Source organism: Dellaglioa sp. CoH-57-MRSF-21 (genome assembly GCF_056781915.1).
Genome location: NZ_JBXAXU010000218.1, coordinates 1 through 254 on the forward strand (window position 1 = coordinate 1; position 254 = coordinate 254).

Sequence of the window (254 nt, forward strand, 5' to 3'; positions counted from 1 at the left end):
CCCGTGACCAGTGAACTTCGCGCCGCTTCAGATTGATTCAGCCACCAGAAGAAGGCGTCGGCCTCGATCTTTCCACCACGATTAAGCTGCTCTTGGAGATTGAGGTTCCACTTCATGCTGTCGATGATGCCGATGCCGGGCACCACAGAGCAAATGCCGACCGATAGAATCGGGGAGCCGACGCGCAGCCCCAGACTCTCGATATCGATCATGACGAATGTCTTTTGCCCTATTCCGTGTTTCGGCTTGATATC

At 54.7% G+C, this 254-nt stretch carries 1 protein-coding gene; it reads right to left on the reverse strand.

Annotation, left to right across the window (positions count from 1 at the left end; translation table 11 throughout):
• Positions 1-212, reverse strand: a 212-nt coding sequence (locus AC1RPQ_RS08575; RefSeq protein WP_481762361.1) for a 3'-5' exoribonuclease domain-containing protein, incomplete at its 3' end; no start/stop codon positions are given.
• Positions 213-254: the final 42 nt, after the last annotated feature.